This is a genomic window from Chthoniobacter sp., from assembly GCF_040003245.1.
GTDB lineage: Bacteria > Verrucomicrobiota > Verrucomicrobiia > Chthoniobacterales > Chthoniobacteraceae > Chthoniobacter.
Genome location: NZ_JBDUCX010000394.1, coordinates 1 through 3,277, shown reverse-complemented (window position 1 = coordinate 3,277; position 3,277 = coordinate 1). Strand labels below are relative to the sequence as shown.

Genomic DNA, 3,277 nt, shown 5'->3' with positions numbered 1-3,277 from the left:
GAACTCATTGGGGTGCCGGTGAAAGAGCGCTGCATTCACGGGGCGCGACCGCGCTGCTGCTTTGAAGTCGCGATGTCCAGTGGCAAAACGGGGCGAAAGCGGTGAATCGCGAACGCCGTCGAGTATTGACTGTCCAGGATTCGGCGACGTTGTTTTCCGCCAAGCGACGCGAGCGTAGTCCGGACGGTGCGCTTCTACCGCTGATCTTATGAACAACACGTTTAACACTCTTAAGAGTTTCCAAATCGGTGGCGGAAAACAGGGTCGGCTCTTTTCCCTCCCGGCCTTGGAAAAGGCTGGCGTCGGTCCGGTCTCGCGGCTGCCGGTGAGCATTCGGATCGTCCTGGAATCGCTGCTGCGAAATTGCGACGGCCGGAAGATCACGTCCGAGGACGTGCAACGGCTGGCGAACTGGGACGCCAAGGCACCCGCGCAAGTCGAGATTCCATTCCTCGTCGCGCGAATTGTTTTGCAGGACTTCACCGGCGTGCCGCTGCTCGTCGATCTCGCGGCCATGCGCTCGACCGTCGCGAGGCTCGGGCGCGATCCGCAAATGATCGAGCCGTTGGTGCCGGTGGACCTCGTGGTGGATCACTCGGTGCAGGTGGATTACTTCGGCTCCCCCGCGGCGCTTCAGATGAATCTGGACCTCGAATTTCAGCGCAACCGCGAGCGCTACCAGCTTCTCAAGTGGGGCCAGCAGGCGTTCAAGACGTTCGGCGTCGTGCCGCCCGGCATCGGCATCGTGCACCAGGTGAATCTCGAATATCTCGCCAAGGGTGTGCTGGAGAAGGGCGGCGTCTATTACCCGGATACGCTGGTCGGCACGGATTCGCACACCACGATGATCAATGGCCTCGGCGTCGTCGGCTGGGGCGTAGGCGGCATCGAAGCCGAAGCGGGCATGCTCGGGCAACCGGTGTATTTTCTCACGCCGGAAGTCGTCGGCGTCCATCTCTTCGGCGCGCTTCAGGAAGGCGTGACCGCGACCGATCTCGTGCTGCACGTCACGCAGATGCTGCGCAAGGCGAAGGTCGTCGGAAAGTTCGTCGAGTTCTACGGGCCGGGCGCGAAGTCGTTGCCGGTGGTGGATCGCGCGACCATCGGGAACATGGTCCCGGAATACGGCGCGACGATGGGTTTCTTCGGCGTGGACGAAGAAACGCTCAAGTATCTGCGCGGCACGGGGCGCAGTGAGGAGCTGTGCGCCGCCTACGAGAGCTACTACAAGGCTCAGGGCCTTTGGGGCATTCCGGTCAAAGGCCAATGCGACTACAGCGTCGATCTCGAACTCGATCTCTCCGGCATCGTCCCCGGCGTAGCCGGCCCAAAGCGCCCGCAGGATCACATCAAGTTGCCGGACTTGAAGAGCACCTTCGCCGATCTCTGCACCAAGGCGCTGGCCGATGGCGGATTCGGCAAGACGGCGGACGAGCTGGAGAAAAAAGTGGCCGTGCATATCGAGGGCTCCACGCCCAACGCCGCGCCTGATCCTTTCTCCACCGAGGCCCACAGCGGCGCCGCGCACATGCGCGAAGGTGCGCCGCAAAATGTCGTCGAGATGATCACCAACCGGCCGGGGCCGACCCCCGTGAGCCAATTGGAGCGCACGTCTTATCGCCCCGCCGACACCCACATTGGGCACGGCTCCGTGCTCATCGCCGCGATCACCAGTTGCACGAATACGTCCAACCCCAGCGTGATGCTCGCCGCCGGTTTGCTCGCGAAGAAGGCCGTCGAACGCGGGCTCACCGTGAGCCCCGCGGTGAAAACTTCGCTTGCGCCCGGCTCCCGCGTCGTCAGCGATTACCTTCACAAGACCGGCCTCCAGACTTATCTCGACCGCCTCGGCTTTAACGTCGTCGGCTACGGCTGCACGACCTGCATCGGCAACAGCGGCCCGCTGCATCGCCGGCTCGAAGAGGCGATCCACGAACACGACCTCGTCGCGGCCAGCGTGCTCAGCGGCAACCGCAATTTCGAGGCGCGGATTCACCAATCGATCAAGGCGAACTTCCTCATGTCGCCGCCGCTCGTCGTCGCGTTCGCACTCGCGGGCCGCATCGACTTCGACATGACGCGAGACCCGCTCGGCTTCGACCCGGAAGGCAAGCCGGTGCTGCTCCGCGACCTTTGGCCGACGCTCGCGGAAATCCGCGCGCTCGCGGCGAGCACGATCTCTCCCGAGGTTTTCCGCCGGCTCTATAGCGACTTCGCCAACCAGAATCCGCAGTGGAACGAAATTCCCGCGAGCACTGGAGAGGTCTATGGATGGGAGCCGCACAGCACTTACATCCAGGAGCCGCCCTTCTTCGCCGGATTTAACCTCCACGGAGGAACGATCTCCGAGATCAAAGGCGCGCGCGCTCTCGGCATCTTCGGCGACAGCGTGACCACCGATCACATCAGTCCCGCGGGCGCCATCCAGCCGAGTTCGCCGGCCGGCGCATATCTCACCGAGCACGGGGTGGCGCCGGAGGACTTCAACAGCTACGGCAGCCGCCGCGGGAACGACCGCGTCATGACACGGGGCACCTTCGCGAACGTGCGGATCAAGAACCTCATGGTCCCCGGCGTCGAAGGTGGCGTGACCAAATATCAGCCAGCCGGTGCGGTGATGCCGATTCACGACGCGGCAATCAAATACCAATCCGCCGGTCTCCCGCTGATCATCTTTGCCGGACAAGAATACGGGGCCGGCAGCTCCCGAGACTGGGCGGCGAAAGGAACGAAACTGCTCGGGGTCAAAGCCGTGATCGCGCAAAGCTTCGAGCGCATCCACCGCTCCAATCTCGTCGGCATGGGTGTCCTTCCGTTGCAGTTCCCGGACGGCGTGAGCGCGCAGACCCTCGGCCTCGATGGCACCGAGACTTACGACCTGACAGGATTCGGGGATGACTTGAAGCCAATGAGCACGATCACGCTCACGATCCGTCGCGGCGATGAGTCGGTGAAGGAAGTGCCGTTTCGCAGCCGCATTGATACCGCGATCGAAGTGGACTACTTCCGCCACGGCGGCATCCTGCCATTCGTCTTGAGCGAACTCTTGCGCGCGTAATGCCGATGCAAAATTCCCGATCTAAAACGTCGGACGCTGTGACGCCGGACCCACCGGACGTTGGCACCCCTGTTCCGAGCCGAGCTGGGCGAAGGTCCAGCGGCCCGTCACCGAAGGATCGGATTTCCGCTGATAAATCCCGGCTCGCAGCCATCGTAGAGTCCAGTAGAGACGCCATCATCAGTTGGACAATGGATGGTATTCTCGACACTTGGAACC

General features: G+C 62.8%; 1 protein-coding gene. It reads left to right on the top strand.

The genetic code is table 11. From position 1 onward, the window contains the following. Window positions 1-208: 208 nt before the first annotated feature. Window positions 209-3,058 (top strand): aconitate hydratase, encoded by a 2,850-nt coding sequence (locus tag ABJF10_RS30115; RefSeq protein ID WP_348548295.1) that lies wholly within the window; start codon window positions 209-211, stop codon window positions 3,056-3,058. Window positions 3,059-3,277: the final 219 nt, after the last annotated feature.